At 44.1% G+C, this 21,775-nt stretch carries 20 protein-coding genes; 10 read left to right on the top strand and 10 right to left on the bottom strand.

What is annotated here, in order from left to right; all coding sequences use genetic code 11:
• The 3 genes from BLP33_RS23030 to hutH all read right to left on the bottom strand — a co-directional run bounded on the left by BLP33_RS23030 (position 1) and on the right by hutH (position 3,846).
• Positions 1-1,221, bottom strand: a complete 1,221-nt coding sequence (locus tag BLP33_RS23030) for a beta-ketoacyl-[acyl-carrier-protein] synthase family protein (protein WP_090533579.1) — start codon at positions 1,219-1,221, stop codon at positions 1-3.
• A 319-nt stretch (positions 1,222-1,540) separates the two neighbouring features.
• Positions 1,541-2,269: a flexirubin biosynthesis SDR family reductase FlxB gene (gene fabG, locus BLP33_RS23035; protein WP_090533581.1), complete on the bottom strand. Its 729-nt coding sequence runs from the start codon at positions 2,267-2,269 to the stop codon at positions 1,541-1,543.
• The gene (gene hutH, locus BLP33_RS23040) at positions 2,266-3,846 is read right to left on the bottom strand and encodes a flexirubin biosynthesis tyrosine ammonia-lyase FlxA (protein WP_254780228.1); all 1,581 of its coding nucleotides are present in this window, start codon (positions 3,844-3,846) and stop codon (positions 2,266-2,268) included. Before hutH ends, fabG begins: the two co-directional genes overlap by 4 nt.
• 285 nt (positions 3,847-4,131) lie before the next feature.
• On the opposite strand from hutH, the gene BLP33_RS23045 reads away from it, so the two are divergent.
• The 8 genes from BLP33_RS23045 (at position 4,132) to BLP33_RS23080 (ending at position 16,065) form a co-directional block, all read left to right on the top strand.
• Positions 4,132-4,653 (top strand): hypothetical protein, encoded by a 522-nt coding sequence (locus BLP33_RS23045; RefSeq protein WP_090533583.1) that lies wholly within the window; start codon positions 4,132-4,134, stop codon positions 4,651-4,653.
• A 208-nt stretch (positions 4,654-4,861) separates the two neighbouring features.
• A complete protein-coding gene (locus BLP33_RS23050) occupies positions 4,862-6,058 on the top strand; it encodes a DUF2062 domain-containing protein (RefSeq protein ID WP_090533585.1) in 1,197 nt (398 codons plus the stop codon).
• A 3-nt stretch (positions 6,059-6,061) separates the two neighbouring features.
• Positions 6,062-9,916 carry a trifunctional MMPL family transporter/lysophospholipid acyltransferase/class I SAM-dependent methyltransferase gene (locus tag BLP33_RS23055; RefSeq protein ID WP_090533588.1) on the top strand — a complete coding sequence of 1,285 codons (3,855 nt, stop codon included), beginning with the start codon at positions 6,062-6,064 and terminating at the stop codon, positions 9,914-9,916.
• On the top strand, positions 9,917-11,431 hold the full coding sequence (locus BLP33_RS23060; protein ID WP_090533590.1) for a phytoene desaturase family protein: 1,515 nt from the start codon (positions 9,917-9,919) through the stop codon (positions 11,429-11,431).
• The gene (locus BLP33_RS23065; RefSeq protein ID WP_090533592.1) at positions 11,424-13,106 is read left to right on the top strand and encodes a C45 family autoproteolytic acyltransferase/hydolase; all 1,683 of its coding nucleotides are present in this window, start codon (positions 11,424-11,426) and stop codon (positions 13,104-13,106) included. The genes BLP33_RS23060 and BLP33_RS23065 overlap by 8 nt, the downstream gene beginning before the upstream one ends.
• Entirely contained in the window at positions 13,103-13,480 is a 378-nt protein-coding gene (gene acpS, locus BLP33_RS23070; RefSeq protein ID WP_090533594.1) for a holo-ACP synthase, read from the top strand. The genes BLP33_RS23065 and acpS overlap by 4 nt, the downstream gene beginning before the upstream one ends.
• Entirely contained in the window at positions 13,477-14,778 is a 1,302-nt protein-coding gene (locus BLP33_RS23075; protein ID WP_229701715.1) for a flexirubin biosynthesis putative acyl-CoA ligase FlxY, read from the top strand. Before acpS ends, BLP33_RS23075 begins: the two co-directional genes overlap by 4 nt.
• A gap of 24 nt (positions 14,779-14,802) precedes the next feature.
• The gene (locus BLP33_RS23080; RefSeq protein ID WP_090533596.1) at positions 14,803-16,065 is read left to right on the top strand and encodes a cation:proton antiporter; all 1,263 of its coding nucleotides are present in this window, start codon (positions 14,803-14,805) and stop codon (positions 16,063-16,065) included.
• A gap of 13 nt (positions 16,066-16,078) precedes the next feature.
• Here the strand turns inward: BLP33_RS23080 and BLP33_RS23085 are convergent, their stop codons facing one another.
• The 7 genes from BLP33_RS23085 to BLP33_RS23115 form a co-directional block, all read right to left on the bottom strand.
• Entirely contained in the window at positions 16,079-16,828 is a 750-nt protein-coding gene (locus BLP33_RS23085; RefSeq protein ID WP_090533597.1) for an MBL fold metallo-hydrolase, read from the bottom strand.
• Complete coding sequence (locus tag BLP33_RS23090) at positions 16,825-17,901, bottom strand: NAD(P)H-dependent flavin oxidoreductase (protein ID WP_090533599.1); 1,077 nt, start codon at positions 17,899-17,901, stop codon at positions 16,825-16,827. Before BLP33_RS23090 ends, BLP33_RS23085 begins: the two co-directional genes overlap by 4 nt.
• 120 nt (positions 17,902-18,021) lie before the next feature.
• On the bottom strand, positions 18,022-18,399 hold the full coding sequence (locus tag BLP33_RS23095; RefSeq protein WP_217633218.1) for a nuclear transport factor 2 family protein: 378 nt from the start codon (positions 18,397-18,399) through the stop codon (positions 18,022-18,024).
• A 72-nt stretch (positions 18,400-18,471) separates the two neighbouring features.
• Positions 18,472-19,206 (bottom strand): SDR family NAD(P)-dependent oxidoreductase, encoded by a 735-nt coding sequence (locus BLP33_RS23100; RefSeq protein ID WP_090533603.1) that lies wholly within the window; start codon positions 19,204-19,206, stop codon positions 18,472-18,474.
• Between the two features lie 4 nt (positions 19,207-19,210).
• On the bottom strand, positions 19,211-19,429 hold the full coding sequence (locus tag BLP33_RS23105) for a tautomerase family protein (RefSeq protein WP_090533605.1): 219 nt from the start codon (positions 19,427-19,429) through the stop codon (positions 19,211-19,213).
• A 27-nt stretch (positions 19,430-19,456) separates the two neighbouring features.
• Positions 19,457-19,990, bottom strand: coding sequence for a YceI family protein (locus BLP33_RS23110; protein ID WP_090533607.1), 534 nt, complete (start codon positions 19,988-19,990; stop codon positions 19,457-19,459).
• Between the two features lie 109 nt (positions 19,991-20,099).
• Positions 20,100-20,672 (bottom strand): Crp/Fnr family transcriptional regulator, encoded by a 573-nt coding sequence (locus BLP33_RS23115; protein ID WP_090533609.1) that lies wholly within the window; start codon positions 20,670-20,672, stop codon positions 20,100-20,102.
• 156 nt (positions 20,673-20,828) lie between these two features.
• Between BLP33_RS23115 and BLP33_RS23120 the strand changes: the two genes are divergently transcribed.
• Positions 20,829-21,314 (top strand): peptide deformylase, encoded by a 486-nt coding sequence (locus BLP33_RS23120; RefSeq protein ID WP_090533611.1) that lies wholly within the window; start codon positions 20,829-20,831, stop codon positions 21,312-21,314.
• Positions 21,315-21,322: 8 nt separating this feature from the next.
• Complete coding sequence (locus tag BLP33_RS23125; RefSeq protein WP_090533614.1) at positions 21,323-21,706, top strand: VOC family protein; 384 nt, start codon at positions 21,323-21,325, stop codon at positions 21,704-21,706.
• Positions 21,707-21,775: the final 69 nt, after the last annotated feature.

Below are 21,775 nucleotides of genomic sequence, written 5' to 3' on the forward strand. Positions count from 1 at the left end.
TTAAATATATTTTTTAATAATCAGGGACGAATTGGTGCCGCCAAACCCAAACGAGTTTGACAGGAATGTATCTATATTTTTTTCGACGGTTTCGGTAGCGATGTTAAGTTTCGCCGAATCCTCGTCGGGGTTTTCAAAGTTAATGTTAGGCGCCACGAACGAGTTTTGCATCATGAGCATGGAATAAACGATCTCACTTGCACCCGCCATCCAGCACTCATGACCGGTCATGGATTTGGTTGAACTTACCAGGGGCTTATAATCGCCAAAAACCTCATCAATGGCTTTAGCCTCGCTGGCATCACCGGCAGGGGTAGAGGTGGCATGAGCATTGATATAGTCAATTTCAGAAGCCTGTATGCCGGCATCTTTTAATGCCATATTCAACGAGCGTACCGGCCCTTCAACCGTTGGGTTTGAAATATGCCCGCCGTTTGATGAAAAGCCATAACCAATAACCTCGCCCAAAATGGTAGCGCCTCGTTTCAGGGCCGATTCCAGGCTTTCCAAAATCACGGTAGCTGCACCGCCGCTTGGAACCAGGCCGTCGCGGTCACGATCAAACGGGCGGGATGCTTTTGCCGGGTCGGCCTCGTGTACTGAAAATGCCGAAAGCGCGTCAAAACTGCCCATCGAATAATGACTGAGTTCCTGTGCGCCGCCGCAGATAATACAATCCTGCATCCCGCTTTTGATTAGGTGATAGCCCATGCCGATCGAATGCGAGCCGCTGGCACAAGCCGCGCTGATGGTAAAGTTAACCCCGCGAAGTTTAAATATAGTTGCCAGGTTCATGGTAACGGTGGAGTTCATGGTTTGAAAAACTGCCCCCGAACCAATGAGCATAGTGTCTTTTTTTTCGCGGATAATATCGGTAGTTTCAATAACAGCCTTAGCAGTACTATCATTACCGTATAAAATGCCTACATCAATTTTGGCGATGTAATCAGCATCGATACCTGCCTGCTGTAATGCTTCGGTGGTAGCTATATATGCATATTCGCCTTGCTCGGGCAACATGATACGCGCCCGGCGATCAAGCGTACCTTTAAGGTTGGGCTTTTCAACCGCGCCGGTAAGGCCCGAGCGGTAGCCAAAATCTTTACGGATAGCATCATATACAATGCCCGACCTGCCGGTATAAAGGGATTCCTTAACTTCATCAAGATTTTTCCCAATACACGAATAGATACCCATCCCTGTTATCACAACCCTATTCATATTTGAGCAAAAACTGATAGTACATAGTCAACAAAATGTGATAAAAATACAAAAAAATAGAACTTAATCTGGTTTTTGTATGTATAGCGCTCGTTTAATGTTCCAAATTTCGGCTATCAAAATACCTGTATCTTAATAGCTTATAATTAAGTTTATATTAAGAGTTAATTACTCTTGTGTTTGTTACTGCTGTTCTTGCGCTCGTTGCAAACGAGCGCAAGAACAGGGATAGCGTTTGTAACGCGATATTGGCGATGCAATCGCCAAACCATGTTAAACGCTCGTTGCAAACGAGCGCAAGGTTAGGTTGCTTTCTTTTTTATGAATACAGCCCACCATTTATCGAAAGCACTTCAGCTGTAATATAAGCGGCTTCCGGCGAAGCCAGAAATCCTACCGCATGGGCAACCTCTTCCGGTGTGCCAAATCTTTTTAATGGCACCATCGCTTTAAGTTCCTTTTCATCAAGCCCGGCAGTCATATCGGTAGCAATGAACCCCGGTGCTACAGCATTTACCGTAATCCCCCTGCGACCAACCTCCTGCGCTAATGCCTTAGTTGCACCGATGACACCTGCTTTGGCTGCCGAATAATTTACCTGTCCTGGCAAGCCCTTCAACCCCGAAAGCGAAACCACGTTCACAATCCGGCCGTATTTTTTAACCAGCATTCCGTTAAGGACTAAACGCGTAACGTAAAAGAAGCCACTTAGGCTCGTATTTATTACGCCATCCCATTGCTGGTCTGTCATCCACATCATCAGGCCATCGTCTTTAACGCCGGCGTTGTTTATTAAAACTTCAATGTACTTTTCGGTATTGGTTTCTATCCAACCGCCTAATTTTTGTTGGATATCGTTCTTATCGGCTACATTAAATTGTAACAGTTCACCATCGCCGCCGTTCTCCCTGATCTGGGCGAGGGTATTGTTGGCTTCGTCGATGTTGCCTTTGTAGTTTACCAGCACATAATAACCCATAGCGGCCATTTTGTAGCAAATGGCCCTGCCAATTCCTCTTGAGCCGCCGGTTACTAATGCACATTTCATATGATATTTTTGGTGTTAAAAGGTTTAATAAATTCAGGAAATATTTCGGCCGTTTCAAAATAAGCTTTTACTTGCTGCAGATCCTGGTATTTGGGTTTGTCCTCAATAAATGTAGGGAATATAGCCCTCAAGCCGGTATAAACTTTGTTGGTTTGGGTAGATAGCTTGTTTGCGCAATCAAGGTAATCGACAGCCTGCAGCAGCGTCATAGCCTGGATAGCCAGTACCTCGAAACTGTTATCGATCACTTTTTTTGTTAACAATGCCGCATTACAACCCATGCTTACAATATCCTGGTTATCATTATTGTTTGGGATACTGTGTACGTACATGGGGTACGAAAGGGTTTGGTTTTCGGCAACGGTTGAGGTAGCCGTGAACTGCATTCCCTGCATTCCGAAGTTGAAGCCTAATACACCTAAATTCAAAAACGGCGGAAACTTCTGGTTCAGCTTATCATTCAGTAAATAATTCAACTGCCTTTCTGATAGCATCGATAAACGGGTAACAGCTATCTTGAGTTTGTCCATTTCCAGCGATACATAATCACCATGAAAATTACCGCCGTGGAAAATATTGTGACTTTCATGATCGATAACCGGGTTGTCGTTTACCGAGTTAAGCTCATCAACAACCACATGCTCTGCCTGGGCAATGGTATCATACACCGGACCGAGAATTTGCGTTACACAACGAAGCGAGTAGTATTCCTGAACTTTATCCTCAAAAACCTCCTGATCGATATTTTCGGGATTGTATAAATGCTCTGAGCGGCTGCGGGTCATTTGGCTATCCTTCAGGATTTCCCTCAATTGCGCGGCAATAGCATTTTGCCCTGTGTGATGTTTAACCCTGTTTAGCTCGTGCGAATAATGGTCATCAAAAGCCGCTACAACCTCGTTGATCATGGCCGATAACATCACCGACCAGTTTAGCAATTTTTTAGCACGGATAATATTCAGCAAACCGATCCCCGTCATGGCCGAAGTACCGTTGATAATGGCCAGTCCCTCACGGATATGGATTTGCAGTGGTTTAATATTCAGTTTTTCAAAAACAGAAGCTGTTGGTTGTACTTCGTCGTTATAAATCACCTCGCCTTCGCCAATTAAAACCAGTGCAAGGTGGGCTAACTGTACCAGATCGCCGCTGGCACCTACGCCGCCATGTTCAAATATACAGGGAGTAACGTTTTTATTAATGAGTTCGGCAAGCAGGTTCACCAGTTCGGGGTGTACACCGGAATGGGCTTGCATAAAACTGTTAAGCCGGGCAAGCATCAGGGCTTTTACCAACTGGGGCCGCATCAAACTGCCACCGCCCGAAGCATGGCTGCGGATGAGATTATACTGTAATTGCAAACGGTTTTCATCACTTACCTTATATTGCGCCATTGGGCCAAAGCCGGTGTTAATGCCGTAAATGAGCTTGTTGGATGAAAAATTGCCAAGAAAAGTAAAGCTGGCTTCTACCTTTTGCAGCGCCTGCTCGTCAGGGGCAATCATGGCGTTATTGAAAATTACCTGGTAAAAATCATCCAGTGTAAGGGCTTTTCCTCCAACCTGTAGTATGGGCACAGTAGTTTTATTTAATAAGGTTTGATCACTCTTTTCCACAAAATCAGGGCGAAAATAAGGTAAATGTTCGGATTTAGGAACGAGTATTAAACGGTTTCTGGGTGGGGGGTATTGTGTGGAACGATATGCCAAAATCATGTCATTGCGAGCGCAGCGCGGCAATCGCACGGAAGCAGGGCCGCCCTGTATCGCATGCGATCGTTTCGTCGTTCCCCCTGGCAATGATATACGGTGTGTGAATAAGAGGAGAGAATTAATAACTTTGATCTCTTACCTTATTGCAAAATGAGAAAAGCCAAAGTGCAAAAACCATTCATTCATTATGAACCACTAAAGCCTTGGGAAATAGTTTTAATAATGATTTATGCAGTAATAACTTTATGTATTGCGCTGTCGCGGTTTATTTTAGGAACAGAAAGCAGGCAAGTAGCAGTCATTTTCTACGCCATGCTAACACAGTTGTTTTTATACATTTTTCTATATGTGTCATTAAGAAATTTTAGATCATATTTGATCTGGTTATGTTTTGGTGCAATACATGTTATTCTCTACCTATATTTTAAGGGGGATTATGATTTGGAATTGCCAAATGGAAACGCCTCCAGGCTTCTTCTAAACACGATCCCTTTACTATTGCTTTTTCAATTTTTAAGATTTCTTAGCAGAAAGTGTCAGGATAGGGATTTTGTTGCTCCTGCTAAAGGTGGAGTTTCCGATTTCATCGAGAACACGACTACTGATTATGTACTTTTCGTACTTTATATTGCTTCATTATGTGGATTTACCTTCCTCTCAGTGTGTTATTAAACATGTTTATACATTTTGTGCAATCGTAATAGTTACTTGATGCGTAGGAGGTAATACTTCAACATTTAATACATAGTTTATTAAATACTCCCAACAAAAATTTAACGTTTAATTTAAGCCGAAACAATAACTTTGTAAAGCATTAAACGTAAACCCACAAAACCCATTGATAAAAACCTGGACTGAAGCCGGTACGTGCGATTGATATATGACGGATAACTTACAAATTATACAGGCAAAGTTTAAACAATTAAAGGTATGCGTTATTATACCCACCTATAATAACCAGGGTACGCTGGCCGCTGTTATTACCGATGTGTTAGCTTTTACCGATCAGGTTATTGTGGTAAATGATGGCTCGACCGATAGTACTCCTGCCATTATCCAATCATTCCCGCAAATAAAATCAGTTAGCTATACCCAGAATGTAGGCAAGGGCTGGGCCTTACGCAAAGCTTTTGAATTTGCAACCGAACAGGGTTATCAACATGCTATCACTATCGATTCAGACGGGCAACATTTTGCTACCGACCTGCCTGCTTTTATTGAAAAACTGGAACAGGAACCGGATTCGCTGATTATTGGTTCGCGTAATATGGAGCAATCGTCGGTGCCGGGTAAAAGCAGTTTCGGGCATAAGTTTTCTAACTTTTGGTTTTGGGTGGAGACAGGCATTAAATGCCCGGATACGCAATCGGGTTATAGGCTGTATCCTATCCACCTGCTAAAAACCAGTAAATTCATCACCCGGAAATACGAATTTGAAATAGAGGTAATAGTTCGTGCCGCCTGGAAAGGTATCAAGATAGATTGGGTTCCGGTAAAGGTTTATTATGCCCCGAAAGAAATACGGGTATCGCATTTTCGCCCTTTTCAGGATTTTTCGCGCATTAGTGTACTCAACACTGTACTGGTTATCATAACTTTCGCATACATCAAACCCCGCGATTTTTTCAGAACGCTTTTTGATAAAAAAAAAGCGAAGCAGATGCTCAAAAATCTGTTCTTTAACCCTGAACACTCGCATCAGTTAAAAGCTAAATCTGTAGCTTTTGGCGTTTTTATGGGGATTGTGCCTATCTGGGGCTTCCAGTTGTTGGTGGCTATTTCGCTGGCCTTCCTGTTCAGGCTCAACAAGGCCATCGTGGTTACGGCTGCCCACATCAGCGTTGCGCCCATGATCCCGGTTATCATTTTTCTGAGTTATAAAACCGGCAGTCTTTGGATGGGCGGCAGGGATGTGGATATTCCTTTGGATAAAATTTCGCTTAAATCCATTGGCGAACATTTGGAACAATATCTTTACGGCAGCATTTCGCTGGCAATTTTTGCAGGTATTATAGCAGGATTGCTCACTTTTGCGTTACTAAAGCTGTTTAAGCGGAGGCCTGTCCCCGCGCTGTAATTCATGGAAAAAATCCTGGTAGGCATCTATAATTATTTCAATATCCGCAAGCCACTGTTTTATACTGTGTTTGCATTAAGTTTTGTGCTTATCGGTTTTTTTGCTTCGCGGATAAGGTTTGAGGAGGATATTTCCAAAATACTGCCGAAGGATAAAAAGATAGAGAAACTCAACTATATTTTTCAAAACTCCAAGTTTGTTGATAAGCTGGTGGTGATGGTATCGTTAAAAGATTCCACACAACAGCAGCCCGATAGCCTTATCGCCTTTGCCGATAATTTTACCGAAACCGTTCAGCAAAAACTTCCACGGTATGTAAGTAAGATCAATGCAAAGGTTGATGAGGGGTTGGTGCTGGCGCTTTTCGGCACTATTAATAAAAACCTGCCTATTTATCTTACCGAGCGTGACTATTTAAATATTGACACACTTATCCGCCCCGATCAGGTAAAAGAAACCCTTGCCCGCGATTTGCGCACATTAACCTCGCCTGCTGGATTGGCGCTGAAAAGCATGATCAGCAGCGATCCGGTTGGGATCTCGTATCTCGGTCTCAAAAAATTACAACAGCTGCAATACGACGAAAATTTTGAACTGTACGATAGCTATGTGATGACCAAAGATCACAAAAACCTGCTGCTGTTTATTACGCCAAAATATTCGCCCAATAACACCGGCGAGAACGCGATAATGCTTAAAGGCATCGACAAGGTTATCGATAGTTTACAAACTAAAAACTTTAAAACGGTTGATTGCAGCTATTTCGGCACCACAGCTGTATCGGTAGGTAACGCCCTGCAATTGCGAAGGGATTCCATGTTTACGCAGGGTATTACCGTTGTTTTCCTGATCGTGTTCCTGGGATTTTATTTTAAGAAAAAGCGGGCTCCTGCGGTGATACTAGTGCCGGTTTTGTTTGGTGCATTGTTTTCGCTCGCTGTGGTTTACTTTGTGAAGGGCAGTATTTCTGTAATAGCCTTGGGTACGGGTTCGGTGGTGTTGGGGATTGCGGTTAACTATTCGCTGCACGTGTTTAACCATTACAGGCATACCCGCAGTATTGAGCAGGTGATCCGCGATTTGGCTATGCCGCTTACTGTGGGCAGTTTTACAACCATTGGCGGTTTCTTGTGCCTTGAGTTTGTAAAGTCGGAAATGCTGAAAGATCTTGGTCTGTTTGCGGCTTTTAGCTTGATAGGTGCTTCGTTTTGCTCACTGGTGTTCCTGCCGCATTTTATCGCCTCAAAAAAAGAACAGGATCAACATACGGCCCAGCTTTCGTGGATTGATAGGCTATCGGCCTATAACCCCGAGTATAATAAGTTTATTATTTCCGCTATCATAATCCTTACGGCAGTATTCAGCCATACAGCCCGGAACGTAAGCTTTGAAACGGATATGAACCGCATGAATTTCATGACCGATAAACTCAAAGCATCCGAAGCCAAACTGAACGCTATTAATAAATACGCCCTGCAATCGGTTTATTTCCTGGCCGAAGGCAAAACATTGGATGATGCTCTCCGGACTAACGAAAAGCTCTCGGCACAGATAGAATTATTGAAAGAAAAAAACATCGTCAAAAAACACTCCGGCGTATCATCGCTAATTATTTCCGATTCGCTGCAAAAAGCCCGAATTGCCCGTTGGAATAACTACTGGACACCTGCAAAAAAACAGCAGTTAATGGCTGTATTGGTTAATGAAGGCGCTGCCTTAGGTTTTAAACTATCTGCTTTTGATCATTTTTACGAACTCATCAATAAAAACTTTAAACCAGTTGGCCAGGATGAAATGGCCGGCATCCGCAAAAGTTTGTTGGATGATTACATAACCGAGCGACCGGGCAGGGCCGGTGTAATTACATTGGTTAAGATCTCACAAGCTGATAAAGCCAAATTGTACAACCTGTTCGAAAATTCGCCAAATGTTACTGTTGTTGATAAGCAATACTTAACAAACCGTTTTGTTGGTATCATTAATAATGATTTTACCAGTATCGCTGTCATGTCATCTTTACTGGTGTTTTCGGTGTTGCTGCTTACTTACGGGCGTATCGAACTTACGTTGGTTTCTTTTATTCCGATGTTTATTTCCTGGATCTGGATTTTGGGCTTGATGGGGTTGCTGGGCATTCAGTTTAACATCGTCAACATTATTATATCGGCACTGATATTTGGTTTGGGAGATGACTATAGCCTGTTTATTATGGATGGGTTGCTGCAGGAATATAAAACGGGCAAAAAGAATTTATCGTCATACAAGTCATCCATCTTTCTATCGGCCATTACAACAGTTGTGGGTTTGGGCGTGCTGATCTTTGCCAAACACCCAGCCTTGCGATCCATCGCGTTGATCTCCATCATTGGGATAGTTTGCGTGGGGGTGATGGCGCAGATTTTAATCCCATTTTTATTCAATTTGCTGATCAGAAACAGGGTGCAGAAAAAACACTTTCCATGGACATTAAGCGGCTTTGTGATCTCTGTTTTCGCGTTCACTTATTTTGTGAGCGGCTGCCTGTTATCAAGTCTTATTGGTCTGCTGCTTATCAAGCTCAACCCGTTTAAAGGGCCAAGGAGCAAATATGTTTATCATGCTATCCTGTCAAAGTTTTGCTGGTCGATGATGTACATTATGCCTAACCTGCGTAAGCGTGTAGTGGATAAAGACAGTTTTGAGAAACCTGCTGTGGTGATCAGTAATCACCAATCGTTTTTAGATATCCTGGTACTGATCATGCAGCACCCTAAACTGATCTTGTTTACCAATCACTGGGTATGGAATTCGCCGGTATTTGGCGCAGTGGTGCGGATGGCGGGCTACTTCCCAGTGGCCGAAGGAGTGGAGCAGAATATCGAAGAACTGGCCGAAAAAGTTAAACAAGGATACTCGATGGTGATTTTCCCGGAAGGCAGCCGTTCGCCTGATGGCAAAATGAAGCGTTTTCATAAAGGGGCTTTCTTTTTGGCCGAGCAACTGGGTATGGACATATTGCCCATTATACTGCACGGAATAGGCTACAATATGACCAAAGGTGATTTCCTGCTGAAGAATGGCACAATAACCATAAAATACCTGCCTCGTATTGCTGCCGGTGATGCTTCATTCGGTACAGGCTATGCGGAGCGTACCAAAAACATCAGCCGTTATTTTAAGGATGAATACCAAAATCTAAGTGCTGAAATTGAACAGCCTGCCTATCATAAAGAACAACTGTTTTATAACTACCTGTATAAAGGCCCGGTGCTGGAATGGTATATGCGCATTAAAGTACGGTTGGAAAAAAATTACCAGGTATTTCATGAGCTGCTGCCTAACCAGGGAAAAATGCTTGACTTGGGTTGCGGTTATGGCTTTATGCCCTACATGCTGCATTTTGCAGCGCCGGGGCGCAAGTTTACCGGGGTTGATTATGATGAGGAAAAGATAGAGGTGGCAGCCAATTGCTTTGGAAAAACGGAGAATATCAATTTTGTTTATGCCGATGCCCTGCAATTTGAAATGCAGCGGTATGATGCCATTATCATGGCCGATATGCTGCACTATTTGCCGCCCGGGGAGCAAAAGCAATTGATTGAAAAATGTATTGCCAATTTAAATCCCAGCGGCAAGCTCATCATCAGGGATGGCAATAAGGATATGGAGGAAAGGCATAAGGGAACGGAGCTCACCGAAACTTTTTCGACCAAGTTGCTTGGTTTTAATAAAACAGGAGCAAATGGTCTTTCGTTCCTTTCGGGGAAAATGCTGCGGGATATAGCGGCAGTGAATGATCTTTCAGTCGCCGAGATTGACAACACGAAATACACTTCAAATATTATTTTTGTGCTTAAAAAAGAAGGGCAGCCGGTTTAAATGAACGATAAATTTGATGTACTGATCATTGGCAGCGGTATGGGCGGTTTGGTTTGCGCCGATATGCTCGGTCGTGAAGGTTACCGGGTTTGTGTTGTTGAAAAAAACAAGCAGCTTGGCGGCTCGCTGCAAACCTACGTACGCGATAGGGTGATCTTTGACTCAGGTGTTCATTATCTTGGTGGGCTCGATAAGGGCCAAAATCTATACCAGATCTTTAAGTATATAGATATTATCGATAACCTGAAACTGGAAAAACAAAGCCTCGATGCCTTTGATAAGATCATGATTGATAACGATCCGGTTGAATATCCCCAGGCTCAGGGCTATGATAATTTCATCAAACAGCTGTTGGTTTATTTCCCGGATGAAGAACCAGCGTTACGGGCCTATTGCGATAAACTGAAAGAGGTTTGCGATAAGTTTCCGTTGTATAATTTGCGTTCGTCGGATGATTTTTATGAAAAGGCCGATGTGTTGGAGGTGGACACGGAGGCTTTTCTGGCATCTATCACCAACAATAAAAAATTGCAGCAGGTACTGGCCGGTAACAATTCTTTATATGCCGGGCAGGCCGATAAAACACCGCTCTACGTTCATGCGCTTATCCTTAACAGCTACATTGAAAGCTCCTGGAAATGTGTTGACGGCGGTTCGCAGATTGCTAAACTGATTGCCCGCAATATCCGCAACAGGGGCGGCGTTATTATCCGGAATAAAGCCGTGAAAAAACTGGTAGAACAGGATGGTAAAATAGCGTATGTTGAACTGCAGCATGGCGAAAAGCTGTATGCCGGTCATTTTATATCCAACATTCACCCGGTGAAAACATTGGAAATGACGGACTCATCAGTGATCAAGAACGTATACAGGAACCGGTTAAAAAGCCTGGAAAACTCGGTGTCATCGTTCACTATCAATATTGTGTTTAAGAAAGATACATTCAAATACTTTAGCCATAACGTTTATAGTTTTAAGGACGGGCAGGTATGGCACATGGCCGATTACACGGAGCAAAACTGGCCGCTGGGCTATGCCGTGTTCATGACGCCATCATCAAAAAATAAGGAATACGCCGATGGCATGACCATCCTGGCTTATATGCGTTATGAGGAAGTGAAGCCTTGGGAGGATACCTTTAATACGGTATCTGACGAAGCCTATCGGGGAGAAACTTACGAGCAATTTAAAAAGCGCAAAGTCGAAGTTTTACTGGATGATGTGGAACTGAAATTTCCGGGTTTACGGGAAAAGATCTATTCGTACTACACCGCCACGCCACTTTCATATCGTGATTATATTGGCAATGATGATGGTTCGCTTTATGGTATTGCCAAGGATTATAAACACCCGCTGAAAACGTTCATTTCGCCTCGTACAAAATTGCCTAATTTGTACTTCACGGGGCAAAACCTTAATTTACATGGCATTTTGGGTGCTGCCATGAGCGGGATAGTAACCTGTTGCGCCTTATTAGGTAATGATGATCTGATAGATAAAATAAGAAATGCGTAACAGTAAATTTAGCTGGAAGCGGTTTGGGAAAAGGGTGTTGTATACAGGCCTTGTGTTTGTGGGCTTGCTGCTGATCGGCTTTATTTACCTGTACTGCGTAGCTATCGATTACCCGCCCAAACCTGCCGACTTGAGCAGCCTGCAATTACAACGAAAGGAACCTTCGCCGGCGTTTTATACCATTAATAACAACTGGTTCCGGAAAAGTAAGAGTGGTTTGTTTGAGATGTATGTAGAGGGTAAGCCTTTTGAGCGCGGGGTAATTAATGGCAAACTGAGCAAAGAGCTGGTGGTAAACCAGGAGGTTTATTTTACCGATCAGATCAATAAGATCATCCCCTCACAGTCCTACCTGTCATTCCTGAAATATTTTATAGCCTGGTTTAACCGCGATTTGGCTAAGAACGTAAGCGAAGAATATAAAGAGGAGATCTACGGCATCTCCAAATCAGCATCAGATAAATACCAGTATATCGGCTCCAATTATCAGCGCATCCTGAATTACCACGCCGCGCATGATATCGGTCACGCGCTGCAAAGCATGGCCTTGGTGGGATGTACCTCGTTTGGTACCTGGAACGATCGCTCGGCCGATGGTACCATGATCGTAGGTCGGAACTTTGATTTTTATGTAGGCGATAATTTTGCGCATGATAAAATAGTGGCATTCTTCAATCCATCTGAAGGGCATAAATTCATGACCATAACCTGGGGCGGCTTCGTAGGCGCGGTATCCGGCATGAACGAAAAAGGCCTGAGCGTTACCATCAATGCCGACAAGACCAATATCCCATCGGGTTCGGCCACACCGGTATCTTTAGTAGCCCGTGAGATCTTGCAATACGCCCAAAACATTAAAGAGGCCATCGCGATCGCCAAAAAACGCAAAATGTTTGTGTCCGAATCTTTCCTGGTAGCTTCGGCCGAAGATAACAAGGCCGTAGTGATCGAGAAAACACCGAATACGCTGGATGTGTATGATCCTCGCCAAAACTATATTGTTTGCGCCAACCACTTTCAAAGCAAAGGACTGGCACACTCTAAAGAAAACCTGGTACAACTAAGCAATAGCGCTTCGCCCTATCGTTACCAGCGTTTAATGGAACTGCTGAATGCCGAAGGCAAGAACACCGTGCAAAAAACAGTTGATATTTTGCGCGACCGCCAGGGCCTGCACGGTGAAGATATTGGTATGGGCAACGAGAAAGCGCTGAACCAATTGATAGCGCACCATTCGGTAGTGTTCGAGCCGCAAAAGCTGCTGGTTTGGGTTTCCACTTCGCCATGGCAGCTGGGTGAGTTTGTTGCTTATGATTTAAAAAAAATCTTCGCCATGAAAGGCATGCAAACCGATCATGAAATTATGGATACCGCGCTTACCATTAAGCCCGATACGTTTTTGAACACCCGGGCTTATCGTAATTTTATAACCTATCGTACGCTGAAGCAAAAAGCTTTTGACGGTGAAGAGATTAACCCCGATAGCGTGGTGGCCAGCAATCCGCAATTTTACCACGCGTATGTGATTGCCGGTGATTATTCGTTTAAACATAACGAGTATAAAAAAGCCCTCGGGTATTACAAAACGGCTTTAACCAAAGTAATTGCCACCGTAAACGAGGAAAACTATATCAAAAAGCAGGTTGAAAAATGTACTAAAAAGTTAAGCTCATGACAGTTTTAGGTGTAGGTATTGATATGATAGAGGTGGAGCGTGTGCAAAGCAGTATTGCTAAAGAACAAGGTTTTCGTGAGCTGGTTTTTTCGGCAAAGGAGATAGCCTATTGTGAGAGCAAGACCAATAAGTATCAGCATTATGCCGCCCGCTTCGCCGCTAAAGAGGCTTTTTTTAAAGCATTAGGTACGGGCTGGCTAAAAGATACCGCTTTTAGCGAAATTGAGATCAGCAATGATGAAAACGGCAAGCCCATTTTAGAACCTACCGGCGAAAGCGCGGGAGTGATTAACCGTAACGGGCCGTTAAAAATTTCCGTATCATTAACCCATTTAAAAACAATGGCATCGGCCGTGGTAATTATTGAACAGTGATAACACAACACCTTGAACCATTAGCACTCCAACCCAAACATGAGGTTGTAAAATACCAGGAGCAAAAGCTGCAAGAGTTGCTGACTTACCTCAGCCAAAATTCGCCTTTTTATAAAGACCTGTTTGCACAGCATCATATTGATATCAACCAGGTCAAAACGCTCGATGACCTGCGTTTGATCCCCACCACCACCAAAGAAGACCTGCAAAAACGCAACGACGATTTTTTATGTGTGGATAGGGGCAAGATCATTGAGTACAGTTCCACCTCCGGCACTTTAGGCAGCCCGGTAACTATTGCCCTTACTGAAAATGATCTTGAGCGTTTAGCTTATAACGAGTACAATTCTTTTACCTGTGCCGATGGCTCGGCGGCTGACCTGTACCAACTCATGCTCACGCTCGACAGGCAGTTTATGGCCGGAATGGCCTATTATTCGGGCATCCGCAAAATAGGGGCGGGCATTATCCGTTTAGGACCGGGTGTGCCATCGTTACAATGGGAAACTATTTTGAGGTTAAAACCTACAGCAATCGTAGCCGTACCATCGTTCATTTTAAAGCTGATCCAGTTTGCACAGGAGCATCACATCGATATCAATGCATCGTCAGTTAAAAAGGCGGTTTGTATTGGTGAGAATATCCGCAATACTGATTTCAGCCTGAATATTTTAGGTCAAAAGATCACCGAAGCCTGGGATATCAAACTGTATTCAACCTATGCCTCTACGGAAATGCAAACTGCCTTTACAGAATGCGGCGAGGGCAGGGGCGGCCATCATCAACCGGAGCTATTGATTGTTGAGGTATTGGATGAGCACAACAACCCCGTTGCTCCGGGTGAATCGGGGGAGGTGACCATTACCACGCTTGGCGTTGAAGGGATGCCGCTGCTGCGCTATAAAACAGGAGATATCTGCCATTATTTTGATGAGCTCTGTGCCTGCGGGCGTACCAGTATCAGGCTGTCATCTATCGTTGGCCGTAAAAAGCAGATGATCAAGTTTAAAGGTACTACACTTTACCCTCCGGCGTTGTTTGATTTGCTGAATGGCATGGAAGAGATCAAAGATTTTGTAGCCGAAGTGTACTCGAATGAGATAGGTATGGACGAAGTGCTGCTGCATCTGCTACCCGTCAATTACACTGATGAATGTGACCGTAAGATCCGCGCTAATTTGCAGGCCCGCTTAAGGGTAAGCCCGCATATCACTTATCTTAAAGCCGACGAAATGCAGAAACTACAATTCCCTGAAGCGGTACGCAAGCCGGTTAAATTTATCGACCGAAGAAAATAAGCTATTATGTGTTAAATTTGCGGCATGCATAATGCCGATATCCTGGGCCGGTTAACACAACAGCTTGAGCTGCCGTTTAGTAACCCGGTACTTGTTTTTTCGCTGATATTGTTGATCATATTACTTGCTCCAATCATCATGGGCAAGTTCAAAATTCCGGGTATTGTGGGTTTTATTATGGCTGGCATAGCGGTTGGTCCGCATGGGTTAAACCTGCTCACCAAAAACTCGGCGGTTGAGCTGTTCTCTACCATCGGGCTGCTCTATATTATGTTCATTGCCGGCATCGAGCTTGATCTGAACGAGTTTAAGCAGAAGAAACATAAAAGCTTTGTGTTTGGCTTCTTTACTTTCTGTATTCCCATACTCATCGGTTTTCCTATTTGTTATTATGCGCTCGGTTATTCGTTAATAACATCGGCCTTAACGGCCAGTATGTTTGCCACGCATACACTGGTGGCCTATCCCATAGTGAGCAAATATGGCGTCGCAAAAAATGAGGCCGTCGCCATAAGTGTAGGGGGCACTATATTGACCGATACCGCCGTACTGATTTTGCTGCCTGTAATTATGGGCGCTAAGGATGGGGGACTGGGGTTCGGCTTCTGGCTGCAGCTGATGATTTCGCTTTCGATATTCGCGTTCATCATGTTTGTGCTGATCCCGCCGCTGGCAAACTGGTTTTTTAACCGCTATCGCGATAGTAAAACACTGCCATATGTGTTTGTGCTTTTTATTGTGTTTGTGTCGGCCTTTTTATCCCAGCTGGCTGGGGTTGAACCCATTATTGGGGCCTTTGTGGCGGGGCTTGCTTTAAATAAAGCGGTACAGCAGTCATCAACCTTAATGAGCAGGATCGATTTTGTGGGTAATACCATATTTATTCCATTCTTCCTGATTAGTGTAGGTATGCTGGTTGATTTGCGTGTGCTGGGCCGCGGACCGCAGGCTACCATTGTGGCAGTAAGCTTAACGCTTGGAGCCTTGCTGGGTAAATGGCTGGCGGCATTATCTACCCAAAAAATATTCAAATATTCGGGCATACAGCGTAACCTCATTTTTGGTTTAAGCAGTGCACATGCCGCGGCTACCCTTGCCATTATTTTAGTGGGATACAAGGCGCAGATTATTGACGACAATATCCTGAACGGCACCATTATATTGATACTGGTTACCTGCGTGGTTGCATCATTTGCTACAGAGCGCGCCGCTAAAAAGGTGGTTGCATCAATTGAAGAACCCGAAATTTTATCAGAACCCCAAATTACCGGCCACGAGCGGGAATGATACCAGTAATTGCTTATAAATTTGTTTTTACGCCCGGCTGTAAAATCCTGAGCTGACCGCCAATGCCCAGCGCGTTAAATGATTGCTGCAGCATCTCGCCCGTTTCGGTATAATGCGACCAGCCCTCAAAATGCACCGGAATGATTGTAGCATCAGGAAAGGCAAAGGCGGTATCAATAGCATCATTAGTACCCATAGTTACGTTGAACGGGCCGCGGGGTTTGGCTGCCCCGGCAAAAATGAATACATATTGAGGTTTAAATTTTTCTGCAACCTCCTTTACGCCATCATAAAACACGGTATCCCCGGTAATATAGATCTGGAGCCCGGCAATAGTTATAATAAAACCCGTTACATCACCGGTAAGTTTTTCGCTGCCTGCCGGGCCGTGTCTTGCAGGGGTGCCGGTTATAACTACTTCATCGTTAAGCGCAATACTTTCCCATGGAGCCAGGCCAAGGGCATTGCCGCCTAATCTTTCGGCTCCTATTTGGGTGGTTAATGTTTTATCAACCTGTTTCAGCAGTTCCCGGCCGGCATGGTCAAGATTATCGCCGTGCTGGTCATGGCTTAGTAAAACCACATCTATTTTACCGATGTCGGTAGTAGCCGGGCCTTCGGTTTTATGGTAAGCAGGCTTATCGTTGATCATGAACTGCTCACCCGCGGGGTCAAGCGTAGGGTCGGTCATAAGCCTTAAGCCGCCGATCTCCAAAATGATGGTTGGTCCACCCAGGTAGGTTACATTAACTTCGCTTTTCATGGGTTCATAATTTTAGTAGTGTCTTCAATTAATGATTGCATCAACGCGGCTGCTTTGGTGTGTTTTAATATTGGCGCTATCTGTCCGCCCCAAAACAAAATCATATCCCATTTTTGCTGCTCAAGCGCGGCTTTCCTTAACGGCGACATAAAAGTTGTTTGGAGGGGGAAGGGTAAAAATCCGGCTTCCTTTCCGGCCAGGTCTTTAGCAATCCTGCTGGTAATACCCCGGCCAAGCCTGCCTGTAAACGCGCGGGACAAGGTAGTATATTTCGCTGCATCTGAGAACAGCATTTGCCTGTGGACGGGAAGTGCACCCGATTCATCAACGGCCAAAAAAGCAGTCCCTATCTGTGCAGCATCGGCACCTAATGTTAAAGCTGCTGCTACTCCTCTGCCGCTGGCAATGCCACCGGCGGCAATAACAGGTGTTTTAACTTTATCTTTTATCAGCTGAAGTAACACAAAAGTGCCTGTAGTTGAAGCTTCGGCAGGGGCGAGAAATGATGGTCTGTGGCCGCCCGCCTCAAAGCCCGACGCAATTATCATATCTACCCCGGTGGCTTCTAAAGCTATAGCTTCATCCAATGTGGTAGCAGCACCAACAGTAACAATACCCAGTCTGCGGCATTGCTCCAAAACATCCGCAGGTAGGGTGCCAAACATAAAGCTGAATACTTTTGGTCGCAGATCAAAGATCACCTGCAACTGGTTTTCAAATCGTAATTTAAACGGAGCCGGTTTAGCGGGCAACGGGATCCCGGCTTCGTCAAAATAAGGTTTAAACAATTGTGCTGCCTGTTCAAACTGCTCATCAGTAGCTTCACCGTTCGGCGCGTCTGTTTCCGAAACCCACAGGTTGATATTATATGGCTTGTTGGTTGCGGCCCTGATCTGTTTATCAACCGCCGCGATTTCGGGGGCATTTAGGGTATAAGCCCCATAACCGCCCAGTCCGCCTGCATTTGATACCGCGGCTACCAATTCAACCGACGATAAATTACCGCCAAAAGGCCCTTGTAAAATCGGGTAATCAATACCCAGCATTTCCGATGCTTTTGTGTTATACCACATGATTTTAGTATTAAGTGGATAGTACTAAGTCTGAAGTCACAAGTCTGATTTTCTTTTTCTGCACTTAGAGCTTACAACTTCTGACGGAAGACCATAGGTCAATTTATCACTGAAACGAAATTAATTCGTATCGCTGATCATTTTATTTACAATGAGCCACTTGCCGCCGAGTTTATGGAATGACAAAAACTCATGGTAATTAAAATCATACATTTTTACCTGTACTTCGGCAACGGCAATTGAATTTACCACTTTAACAGAAATGATTTTCCCGTTAAATGGTTTGCCCGAATCCTTAGGGCTTACCCTGTTTTTTACCCCATCCAAATAAACATCCAATGTTTTGGCATAAGGCTGTCCTTTTGCATCGCCAAAAAGCAAGGTGCCGGTATTCATTACCTGGTTTAACAAATCTAAATTACCTTCATAAATCCCTTTGAAGTAGTAATTTTCAAGCGCCTGTTCAATGGCAGCTTTGCTTTGATCGTTAGTTTCCATTTTTATTGATAAATTAAACATTATGCCTGCCGCTAAGCAAGGCATAATGCAATTGCTAAAAGAATTTTACACTCAATTTAAATTATGGCCTGCCGCCATGCCTCCATCAACATTGATAATGGCCCCGCTGATGAAATTGTTTTTGGCAACGGCGTACACCATTTGGGCTACGTCCTCAACTTCGCCCACCCGGTTCAGCAGGTGTAATCCTGCGCTTTGGTCGGCATCATCACCGTGCATTGGGGTACGGATAGTACCGGGCGCAATAGTATTTACCCGGATATTATCTTTACCAAACTCACCGGCCAGTTGTATAGTAAGCGCGTGTATAGCGCCTTTTGATGCCATTTGTGCTGTAATGGGCACACCTCCAAGGGCATGGTTAACCAATGGCGTACCTATATTGATCACCACACCATCATGCTGTTTAAGCATTTGCGGAATCGCGGCCTGGGTGGTGAAGTAAGTACCTTTAAGGTTGGTGTTTAAAAAACGGTCGAGGTAGGCTTCATCAACTTCAAGGAACGGCCTGGTTTCAAAAATACCGGCGTTGTTAATCAGCACATCTACGCTTCCAAATTTATCAAGAGCTGTTTGGGCCAGCTTTTCGCCTGTGGCTTTATCGCTTACGTTTCCGACAACCATGGCCAGGTTATCGCCAGCCCCCAACTCCTGGTAAACAGCTTCCAGTTTATCGGCAGTTGTTGAGTTAATGACTACGTTATCGCCCTTTTCTAAAAAATAACGGGCTATTTCTTTACCGATACCGGATGATGCTCCGGTAACGATTATTGTTTGCTTTTTCATTGTTTTACTTCTTGTCGGCAGTGATGCCTCTTTCTCTTAATACTGATGTCTGTTCGCCGGCATATCCCCAATCATCCAGCTCAATTTCGCTGATCACTACATGGGTTAAATGCGGGTCTTTGTTCAGGGTATCGGTAATTAAATCGGTTACACCCTTTATCAGGATTTGTTTCTGCTCGCGGGTAACACCTTCGCGGGTCAGTTCAATTTTTACGTATGGCATGGCTTTAGTTTTTAAGCAAAAGCTGTTTTAAACAGCTTTTGCGGTTATGTTTACATTCAGGTCAAAATCATTGTAGATAAGTGTATCGCCCAGGTCTTTAAAAAAGTTTCCGGAACGAAACCTCATACCATATTTGGTACGGTCGACCACAACTTTACCGGTTGCGCTTACCGTATCGGCTGCGGTAGCAACCTGCGCGTCAAAACTTACGGAATGAGTGATGCCTTTTATGGTCAGGTCGCCGGTGATCCGATAAGTGCCGTTGCTACCTTTGTTGATCGCAGTAACCACAAATTGGGCTTCGGGATAATTTTCTGAATTAAAGAAGTCGTCGGAAGCAAGGTGGCCAGCAAACTGGGCGTTGGTAGCCGGGTCAGTTATGTCAAGAATTTTAATAGAGGTGGTGTCGATATCGAATTTACCGCCGGTTAATTGTCCATCTGCAAAAGTTAAAGAACCTTCTTTTATAGCGATGGTACCATTGTGTGCGCCTGTAACCTTACGACCAATCCAGTCGATGTTACTTTTTGCGCTGATGATTTCAAATTTTTGAGTTTCCATTTTGTTATGTCTTTAATGACGATACAAAGTTGGGGACTAATGGCCTGGAAACTATGTGACCTACATCACAATTGAAACACCGCTTTATTTATGTGATGTACGTCACATTTTAAGAATGGTATAAACGGCTCAATGTTTCCCTTGAAACGCCTAAGTATGAGGCTATTAATTGTTTAGGAACCACATTGTACAAGGTAGGGTACTGCGCCAGCAGCTCTTCATAACGATGCCTGGCGTTGTTATTCATAAATGACAGCAGCCTTTTTTGAGCAGCTACATAGCCCCTGTTGGTACGCCAGCGAAAAAAGTGCTCGCTTGCGTGAATTTCATTACAAAGCTTTTCGCGATCGTGACCGGTGAGGCAAAGTACTTCGGCATCCGTAATACAATCCAGGCTAATTGTAGCGCGCTCGCCGCTGTAAAGCGCGTTATAATCTGAAGCCCACCAGGTAGGCATAGCAAACTGCAGGATGAACATTTTCATGTCGTCGTTAATAAAAAACGACTTCAGATAGCCCGAAAGTACGAAATACTCACAGTCTACTTTATCACCCTCCCCGATTATAGTTTGCCCTTTTTTGAATGTTTTGTAGGTAAAATGCGAAAAGAAATAATCGAACTGCTCGTCGGTTAGGGAGGCGGTTTTGCTTACGTGTTCTTTTAAAATTTCTTTTGGCTGCATGTGATAAAAATAACTACAAAAAAACTTTATTTGGATAAGAAAGTCAATGTTTAACTTTCCGGCATTTCCGCTTATTTGGGTCTTGATATAAAGTTAAAGCAATTCATGAGGGATTAATGTGATTCCGTAAGTGATAAATTTACGTTTTACTATGGAATGAAAAAATTGAACGATATTTTGCTGCTTGGCGATGAGCGTCTTTACCAGGTTTGCCCGCCGGTATTACGAAACGAATTGCCGCTGGTAAGCGGTTGGGTTGAAGATATGCACCATGTAATGCAGGAGATCAGGCAAAAATACAACTTTGGCCGGGCTATCGCTGCTCCCCAACTGAGCATTATGAAACGCCTCGTTTACATGAATATTGACAAGCCTGTAGTTTTCATTAACCCCGAAATACAGGACGCCAGCGATGAACTTTTTGAACTTTGGGACGATTGCATGAGCTTTCCTAACCTGCTGGTGAAAGTTAAAAGGCATAAAACCATCACCGTAAATTACCTTGACGAAAACTGGCAGCAACAGCAGTGGGTAATGACGGATGCCCTATCTGAACTGATGCAGCATGAGCACGATCATTTAAACGGAATTTTATGTACGATGCGGGCTATCGACAGCATGGCGTTTAAATGGCGGTTATAATCTGATTCATGAAACAATTTATAGCACATATTACTGTAGTTGTAGATAACTACGATGAAGCAATTCAATTTTACACGGAGAAATTGAATTTCGACTTAATTGAAGATACCCTGATCAACGAAAATAAAAGATGGGTGTTGGTAAGACCCAGGGGAGCATTTGAGTGTAGCTTGCTGTTAGCAAAGGCCGTAGGTGATGAACAAAAAAGTCGGATAGGACAGCAAACGGGTGGCCGTGTATTCCTTTTTTTAAGGACCGATGATTTTTGGCGCGACTACCATGCGATGAAGAACGAGAACATAGAATTCGTTCGTGAGCCCCAGGTTGAATCATATGGTACAGTTGCAGTTTTTAAAGACCCCTTTGGTAATTTATGGGATTTGCTGGGTTGAACTGCCTAAATAAAAATTAAAACACCTGTAACGTATGGGGGTAAAGTGTGGTCATAGTTGTATCACGAT

The sequence above is a fragment of the Mucilaginibacter sp. NFR10 genome (genome assembly GCF_900100445.1).
Taxonomy (GTDB): domain Bacteria; phylum Bacteroidota; class Bacteroidia; order Sphingobacteriales; family Sphingobacteriaceae; genus Mucilaginibacter; species Mucilaginibacter rubeus.

Excerpts from the sequence above, each read along its gene's own strand:
- BLP33_RS23030 (WP_090533579.1), bottom strand. The coding sequence starts at position 1,221 with ATGAATAGGGTTGTGATAACAGGGATGGGTATCTATTCGTGTATTGGG.
- BLP33_RS23110 (WP_090533607.1), bottom strand. The coding sequence starts at position 19,990 with ATGGAAACTCAAAAATTTGAAATCATCAGCGCAAAAAGTAACATCGAC.
- BLP33_RS23045 (WP_090533583.1), top strand. The coding sequence starts at position 4,132 with ATGAGAAAAGCCAAAGTGCAAAAACCATTCATTCATTATGAACCACTA.
- BLP33_RS23055 (WP_090533588.1), top strand. The coding sequence starts at position 6,062 with ATGGAAAAAATCCTGGTAGGCATCTATAATTATTTCAATATCCGCAAG.
- BLP33_RS23125 (WP_090533614.1), top strand. The coding sequence starts at position 21,323 with ATGAAACAATTTATAGCACATATTACTGTAGTTGTAGATAACTACGAT.
- BLP33_RS23080 (WP_090533596.1), top strand. The coding sequence starts at position 14,803 with ATGCATAATGCCGATATCCTGGGCCGGTTAACACAACAGCTTGAGCTG.
- BLP33_RS23060 (WP_090533590.1), top strand. The coding sequence starts at position 9,917 with ATGAACGATAAATTTGATGTACTGATCATTGGCAGCGGTATGGGCGGT.
- BLP33_RS23085 (WP_090533597.1), bottom strand. The coding sequence starts at position 16,828 with ATGAAAAGCGAAGTTAATGTAACCTACCTGGGTGGACCAACCATCATT.
- BLP33_RS23105 (WP_090533605.1), bottom strand. The coding sequence starts at position 19,429 with ATGCCATACGTAAAAATTGAACTGACCCGCGAAGGTGTTACCCGCGAG.
- BLP33_RS23115 (WP_090533609.1), bottom strand. The coding sequence starts at position 20,672 with ATGCAGCCAAAAGAAATTTTAAAAGAACACGTAAGCAAAACCGCCTCC.
- BLP33_RS23065 (WP_090533592.1), top strand. The coding sequence starts at position 11,424 with ATGCGTAACAGTAAATTTAGCTGGAAGCGGTTTGGGAAAAGGGTGTTG.
- BLP33_RS23050 (WP_090533585.1), top strand. The coding sequence starts at position 4,862 with ATGACGGATAACTTACAAATTATACAGGCAAAGTTTAAACAATTAAAG.
- fabG (WP_090533581.1), bottom strand. The coding sequence starts at position 2,269 with ATGAAATGTGCATTAGTAACCGGCGGCTCAAGAGGAATTGGCAGGGCC.
- acpS (WP_090533594.1), top strand. The coding sequence starts at position 13,103 with ATGACAGTTTTAGGTGTAGGTATTGATATGATAGAGGTGGAGCGTGTG.
- BLP33_RS23100 (WP_090533603.1), bottom strand. The coding sequence starts at position 19,206 with ATGAAAAAGCAAACAATAATCGTTACCGGAGCATCATCCGGTATCGGT.
- BLP33_RS23090 (WP_090533599.1), bottom strand. The coding sequence starts at position 17,901 with ATGTGGTATAACACAAAAGCATCGGAAATGCTGGGTATTGATTACCCG.
- BLP33_RS23095 (WP_217633218.1), bottom strand. The coding sequence starts at position 18,399 with ATGGAAACTAACGATCAAAGCAAAGCTGCCATTGAACAGGCGCTTGAA.
- BLP33_RS23120 (WP_090533611.1), top strand. The coding sequence starts at position 20,829 with ATGAAAAAATTGAACGATATTTTGCTGCTTGGCGATGAGCGTCTTTAC.